This is a genomic window from Phycisphaerae bacterium (assembly GCA_024102815.1).
In the GTDB taxonomy this organism is placed as follows: Bacteria; Planctomycetota; Phycisphaerae; order UBA1845; family UBA1845; genus JAGFJJ01.
Map to the genome: position 1 here is coordinate 20,841 of JAGFJJ010000033.1, position 6,591 is coordinate 27,431.

Annotated in this window: 4 protein-coding genes; all 4 read right to left on the minus strand. The window is 59.1% G+C overall.

Annotated features, from left to right (window positions below):
* Positions 1-125: 125 nt before the first annotated feature.
* Positions 126-1,502: a Glu/Leu/Phe/Val dehydrogenase gene (locus tag J5J06_09080; protein ID MCO6437225.1), complete on the minus strand. Its 1,377-nt coding sequence runs from the start codon at positions 1,500-1,502 to the stop codon at positions 126-128.
* Between the two features lie 52 nt (positions 1,503-1,554).
* Positions 1,555-1,935 carry a hypothetical protein gene (locus J5J06_09085; protein MCO6437226.1) on the minus strand — a complete coding sequence of 127 codons (381 nt, stop codon included), beginning with the start codon at positions 1,933-1,935 and terminating at the stop codon, positions 1,555-1,557.
* A gap of 263 nt (positions 1,936-2,198) precedes the next feature.
* Positions 2,199-3,569: a sigma-54-dependent Fis family transcriptional regulator gene (locus J5J06_09090; GenBank protein MCO6437227.1), complete on the minus strand. Its 1,371-nt coding sequence runs from the start codon at positions 3,567-3,569 to the stop codon at positions 2,199-2,201.
* Positions 3,562-5,163: a hypothetical protein gene (locus tag J5J06_09095; protein ID MCO6437228.1), complete on the minus strand. Its 1,602-nt coding sequence runs from the start codon at positions 5,161-5,163 to the stop codon at positions 3,562-3,564. Before J5J06_09095 ends, J5J06_09090 begins: the two co-directional genes overlap by 8 nt.
* Between the last annotated feature and the right edge of the window lie 1,428 nt (positions 5,164-6,591).

Here is a 6,591-nt window from a genome sequence, read left to right on the forward strand (position 1 = left end):
GCATGTAGACGTCCTGGGATGGGCGGGGAAAGAGCCGCGACCTCGCTCCAAGGCCCGGGATCGTCCGCCGCATCCAAACAACATGCGACGGACGATCCATCGGTGCCGGAGCTTTCCTTCTGACTTCAGGGAAAGATGCCGCGCTCCTTGTATACGGTTTCGAGGCGCGAGAGTGCAATGACATACGCCGCGGTCCGCCAGTCCACGTCTAGCTCGCGGGCCTTATCCCGGACGCGGTGGTACGCGATAGCGATCTGCTTGTGCAGTTTTGCATCGACCTCTTCCAGCTCCCAGAACTCACTGCGCTTGTTCTGAAGCCATTCGAAGTAGCTGACGATTACCCCTCCGGCATTGCAGAGGATATCGGGGATCAGGTCGATTCCGCGTTCCCTCAGGACCGCATCGCCTTCCGGATTGGTGGGTCCATTGGCCCCCTCCGCCACAAGTCGCACACGCAGCCATCGCGCCGTGTCCTGCGTGATCTGGTTTTCCAGTGCGGCAGGGATGAAGATGTCCGCCTCTGTTTGGAAAAACATGATCCGGTCGACAAACTCGCCCTTCGGGTATCGAGACACACCCCCGTGCACACGCGCGTATCGCAGGAGTTCTTCGGGATCGAGACCCTGAGTATTGCGGACGCCGCCTGTTACGTCCTCTACCGCAACAAGTCTGGCACCGAGTCGAGTTAGCAAGCGTGCGGTCCAAGATCCCACGTTTCCGAATCCCTGCACCGTAAAGGTCAAGCCTTCCAAGTCGAGCCCGTGATCGTCCGCCCAATGCTGGATCGAGTAGACGACCCCTTGACCCGTCGCCTTGTCCCTTCCGACGCTGCCGCCGGCCTCCACGGGCTTGCCAGTGACCACATGTATGTTCCGTTGGCGTTCGTGCGGTGGAACAGTGGAGGCATAGGTGTCCAGAATCCATGCCATAATTTGCGCGTTAGTATTCACATCTGGCGCCGGAATGTCGTATTCCGGACCGATGTTCCCGCCCAAAGCGTACGCAAACCGGCGCGTGATGCGCTCCAATTCCGCGGCGGAATACTTCATGGGATCAATCTGAATGCCACCCTTGGCTCCACCGAATGGAACTCCAGTCAAGGCGCATTTCCAGGTCATCCATGCCGCCAGAGCCCTGACCTCGTCCAAGTCGACATCGGGATGAAACCGCAGGCCGCCCTTGAAGGGGCCCAGGGCATCGTTGTGCTGAACCCGGTAGCCCGCGAACATCTCGACGCGGCCGTTATTCATCTTCACCGGAAAGTTGATGACAATCTCGTTCTTGGTTCGACTCAGGATCTTGCGAACGTCCGGATCGAGGCTCATCACATCCGCCGCCCGTTCGAACTGAACCACGACATTTTCGTAGAGGCTCTTTTTCGTGGGGCTCGGCGCCGGTGAGGGCTCGACACTTGGCGCGGGCTCGTCCAGCCGATCGCCGACGTCCAGCGGCGTAACATCGCCCCCCGTCCTCAGTGATGGTTCTCGAGTTAGTGTAGTCATGCTGCAACTGCTCCTTCGCCTTGCTTGGTCGCGACGTCGACCGCGGGTAAATCTACTCAAACTCCTCACAATTGAAGACGCCGCCTTCCGGTTTGGGAAAGGTGCAGCTGCCGCGCTTCTCACAGGTCTTGCACAGCCCGGGCAGCCATTCTCGATTCGCGACCGCGAACCGCTCAGTGACGATCTGGTTCACAGTTGCCGGGCGCTCGGGCAGCTGGATACCTTCAAACTCGTCACACGTTCGAACGGGGTGGTCAGCAGACCGAGGGAATGTGCAGACCGAGTCATTGACGCAACTGGAACACAGCCCGGGATACCATTCGCGGTTGGCCCTTCGCGAGCTGTCGCTCATTGGTCGATGGCGCTGGTCGCCTCCGCTGGCGCTTCGCGGGGTCTTCACCGCCAGGTCTTCTGAGGTCGTCGCAGTAATCATGAGAAGCCTCCTCTCGCTGGTCTTGGTTAGCGGCGATTCGAAGTGTCTCGCCCGCCTGATGACCAGAGAGCACGCGCGATTCCAGGAGTTCGGCGTAGACTGGGAGTCTTCAGGTTATGGGACGGTGTGAACGTAACCAATTGCCATTTATGCATTTACAATTCGATGATCAGCTCGCGTGGGATTCTTCAGATGAGTCAACAGGAGATTCGCGCGCGGGGAGAAACGAACCGGTGGGGAGAAACGCCCCGGACTAACTACGCCTAATCCGATGACGGAGATGCATCGGAGTCGGGCGTAATGGCAAGGCGTTTCAAGGTCTCACGAAGCGTCTTTCGATCGATCCCCAGAATTTGCGCGGCTTGGGTCTTGTTCCCGTGCACGCTTGCGAGGACTGCCTTGATGTGGCCTTCTTGGACTTCCGCCAAAGTCCGCTGGAGCGATGTGCCGTGGGGAACGGCGAAGCGCATGAGCGTCGGCAGGTCGCCAGCATCGATTTCCTCACCCTCGGTCATCACGACAAGGCGTTGAACGACGTTTTCCAGCTCCCGTATGTTGCCCGGCCAGTGGTACTCGCGGAGGCAGCGCCATGCGCGTTCCGAGAGGCGCGGAACGGGCTTGTCGGCGTCCCGCGCGAATTTGGAGAGGAAGTGGCCGACAAGCTTGATGATGTCGTCACCACGATCGCGCAGCGGCGGTAGCTCGAGCGTGAGGACATTCAGGCGAAAATAGAGGTCGTCGCGAAAAAGTTTGCGGCGAACGAGGGCAGCCAGATCCTTGTTCGTCGCCGCGAGGACGCGCACGTCCACGGCGCGCGGCTTGGCTGCACCAACCATTTGAACCTGACAGTCTTCGAGAACGCGAAGCAGCTTCGCCTGCATTGAAGGCGTCAACTCTCCGACCTCATCCAGAAAGATGGAGCCTTCATCTGCGGCAATGAAGAACCCTGCACGGGTCGTGACGGCGCCGGTGAACGCCCCCTTGACGTGTCCGAACAGCTCACTCTCGACCAGCCCTTCAGGAATCCCTCCGCAATTGACGGGGACGAACGCGGCACGCGCACGATCGCTGCTGTAGTGAATGGCTCTCGCGACCAGCTCTTTCCCGGTACCGCTCTCCCCCGTAATCAACACCGTAGCCGAAGCGGAAGCCGCCTTGGCGATGCCACGGAAGACCTGCTGCATTGACGGGGAGTCGCCGATCAGACCGAACGGCGCCCCCGACGCTTCCTGCATCCCGGTCTCGGCCGCGCGCCGTTGACGAACAACGGCCAGCGTATTCTTTACCGCCTTGAGCAGTTCTTCGTCCGTGAATGGTTTCGTCAGATACTCCTCGGCGCCCTCCTTGACCGCTGCGACGGCTGACTCGATGCTTCCGTAGCCCGTGATCATGATAACGGCCATATTCGGGAAATGGTCGCGAACATGACGGACCAGCTCCATTCCACTGACCTGGGGCATCTTCAGATCAGTGATGACCAGTTCGACCGGAACTTGCTCGAGCATGGGAATGGCCTCGTCGACGCTTCGGGCTTGGAGCACGGCAAATCCGGCCTCCGTCAGATTCCGCTGGATCACCTCAAGCGTAGTTTCGGAGTCATCGACGGCAAGTATACGGGTCGTTGAATTACCCATTGGAGCGCTGGTCCTCCATTGCAGGTAAAGGGGAGGATGCCGGCAGCTTCACCTCAAATCGAGAACCGGCGCCGGGCTGGCTTTGGAAGTGTATTTTCCCGCCATGCGAGATGACAATGCCATGAACCACAGAGAGCCCCAGGCCCGTTCCCTGCTCGGGGCTCTTCGTCGTAAAGAACGGCTCAAAAATCCGATCTGCAATATCGGAAGCGATGCCGGCCCCCGTATCTTCAACAACAATCGTAACCTCACCGTCCTCCTTCCGTGTGCGTACGGTGAGAATCCCTCCTCCCGGCATTGCCTGGATTGCGTTAACGCAGAGATTGACAATGACCTGACTAAGCTGCACGGGATCCGCGTATACCTTCGGGCAAACGGGGTCAAGCTCTCGTCGAACTTCGACTCCGAATTCCTGAACACGCGGAGCCAGAAGGCTGAGACTCTCATCAACCAGACTGCTTAGCTGGACCCAGTCGCGTGACGGCGGCGACTGCCTCGCGAACAACATCAACTTTCGAACGATGTCCCGCGCGTATAATGCCGCCTGTATGATTCGCTCCAGGTCTTGCACTACCTGTGCTGGCAAATTCGCCGTTTTCCGGGCGAGTTGGGCGAAGCCGAGGATTCCGCCGAGCGGTTCATTGATCTCATGGGCCACGCCGGCGGCAAGGCGCCCGATCGTGGCGAGCCGATCGGTCTGACGCATGATCGTCGCCATATGGGCTCTTTCGAGCCGGGCATCGCGGCGCTGGACGAACAACGCCAACTCGCGTGCAACTGCGCCAATCAGGTGTGCCTCCTCCCGCAAGAAGGCGCCTTCAACGAACTCCGGCCGATCCTCAAGATATCCGACTTCAACAGTCCCTCGGGCCACCCCATCGACCAATACCGTTGCTTCCTGTCGATGAACGGAACGCGCATCGTCGCCTGTGGCAAAAGCCGCGTCATCGACCCGGATGCGTGCCACGAGAATATCTGGGAATTGCCACGCCGGCGGCAGCAGTCGGGCGATTTCCGGAAGTCTCTCGACAATTGCGCCATCGGTTGATTCGAGTACCTTCGCCACGGCATACAGGCAGGTGAGCTCTTTAACGCGTTCGCGCAAGGCGTGTTGAGCCCTGCGGTCGTCCATCGCCAAGCCAAGTGTCTGCGCGAGCGCCTCATAAAATCCCACATTGTGCGCGGAAAAAACATGCTTTCTTGTGCTCATCAGCGCCAGGACACCCGGAACGGAGTACGCAATATCGAACGGCAGAACCGCGAGCGACCGCGTCGGGCCGGGTATCAAGCCGGGCAGCACTGTGTCCCTTTCGATCAGGGCGAGGTCGGTCGCAACGTCTCCGCTCCAAAAGCTCCCGTTGTCAGTCATGCAGCTCGACTTCGGTCCGACATTTCGATTCAGAACGCTGATCAGCAGATTGTCCAGCCACGCAGGGGGCCGATTGCCGCCTCCAGGCCCGATGGGCGGATCGGCGGGACGGAGCGCTCCGTCAGCGGGGCCTTCCTGCCGCAAGTCGAATCGAAATGCCTCGTCTGGAACGCGTGTATACCACCACTCGTAGTCGCCGATCGCATGCTCAAAGCGGCATATCAATAGAAGCGTCTCGCATCCCGAGAATTCAAGCAGTACTCGAGAGGATTCGCGCAGAAACTCAATTCTGCCTGGCCCGCGTGTGGCTAGGTGTAGAACTCGCCGCGATACTGTAATGAAGTCGAGCGGTTCCGTGGACGGACTCGACGAGTGTAGCATGCTACGCAGCTCCTGAGTGTCCTCTTTCTGAACATCCTACCGCAATCGCCCGTAATCAACGAGAGCGGCAGCAAGGGCCTCCGTGTTGACTGCGCTCTGGAGTTCAAGACCACTCGTTTCGGTCTCGACGGCCGTCAATCCGAATCCACCTCTGCCCTTGGGACGCCGGCGATCGGAGTTTCACCGGCTTGGGTCACTCTCGTTCTCCCAGCAGATACATTGGCTGCCCAACGACCACCCACTCATTGGGATGGGCTATCACCTTGATCTCCTTTTGCCGCCCGTTGCAGCGATGATGACGTATTTGGATCCGGCATGAAGCGCAGGCCAAGCAGTGATCAAGAGAGTGATCTGATCGTCGCCGCACATCGACAACTGTCAGGGGGGCAGTCCCTCACTGCGACGGAGCGTAGGTGCATTTCACAGCTAATGTTGCAAATCATCATAGCGCCGCTTGACTCTCTCATCCTCCGGACGCCCTGGACTGAGGGTTATTGCGTTTTGCCTTGGCGGAGGGGATTGGTCACTGAATTGGTTAGCCGTCACCTGGTGGTGACTTGTTATCGAGTTTTCAGTGACTTGCGATTCACCCGTAGGCCTCGTTCTTGGCCGACCAAAGCGTTATAAGTGTCTTGACCATAAGCGGTTGCGCTCCGAACGGCGAATTCTCAGACTGGACGTCGTCGGTTCGAATCCGATCGCCCGTTATCTTCTTACCTAACAATAACTTACGGAAATTCGCCCGAAGCTGTTACCGCAGGAGGGCTTGCCCGGGAACCGCGTTTCTGGCTCAAGAACGACGATTTCTGAGTCCAGCCCCGCGAGCTGACAGTCGTTTCGAAGCATGGCTCCATCTCAGCTGTAAACCTCTGTTATCAAAACGCTTAGGCGAATCGACCGTGTTCGAGGCTCAGGCAGTTGGTCGTTAGTTGGTCACTCAATCCGGTGTACGGTCGGAGCTGGCCAATTGGGGGTCGGAGCGGGCTCGACGCTCATGTTGGAGGGCTGAATGTCGTGGGGCGCGGGATGCAGCGGCCGTCGGCAGGTGAGCGCTGAGATCAGGACCGGAGCCCTCGGCCATTGACGCCGACCAGTCTAACGGCCCATACCGCCATGGCCGTGGCCCATCATTCCGCCTGGGCCGACGTGATCATATAGAGCTTCGGTCGTCGCAATTAGCTCTGTCCTATCGCCGTCACCATCGATGTCGTCCTCGTCCGGGCCGAGGTAGCAATCGAACGTGCCGGAGCAGTCATAATCGGCATGCATGAA

What these genes read in the sequence shown, in the direction of transcription:
- J5J06_09080 (MCO6437225.1), bottom strand. Translation starts at nt 1,502, where the DNA reads ATGACTACACTAACTCGAGAACCATCACTGAGGACGGGGGGCGATGTT.
- J5J06_09090 (MCO6437227.1), bottom strand. Translation starts at nt 3,569, where the DNA reads ATGGGTAATTCAACGACCCGTATACTTGCCGTCGATGACTCCGAAACT.
- J5J06_09085 (MCO6437226.1), bottom strand. Translation starts at nt 1,935, where the DNA reads ATGATTACTGCGACGACCTCAGAAGACCTGGCGGTGAAGACCCCGCGA.